We start from the raw sequence: 443 nt of genomic DNA on the forward strand, positions 1-443 counted from the left end.
GGGTTCTGCTACTTGGTATTGTATGTTTACAGTTTCTTAGTTGTTATGTAAATACTATATAACTACACTAGTGGAGTCTTGCCTACACAGGTAAGACTCTTTTGTTGTATCTGAGGTGAATTTTTTGGGGAGGTACTCCAAAATATTAGTTTGATGGGCATGTGGTTCTACTTCTATCACTGAAAGTAAATTTTTATTCAAAAGTTAACTATATATTAATTAATTATTTAATATATAAATTAATTGGGTTAAGAATAGTGTAATATTGTTATAAGGAGATGATTTTATGTTAAAAATAGAACAAAACAAAGTAGGATTAATTTCAGGAATTAGCTTATTAATATTGTTTTTGACTAATTCTTTTATAAAAAGTGATTTTTGGGTTATTTGTATAGATGTAATTTTAGTTTTGGTTAACTTAGTTTTATTTATTATTTCTAGAG

The organism is Bacillus sp. JJ783, assembly GCF_036963225.1.
GTDB classification, from domain to species: Bacteria; Bacillota; Bacilli; order Bacillales; family Bacillaceae_G; genus Bacillus_A; species Bacillus_A cereus_U.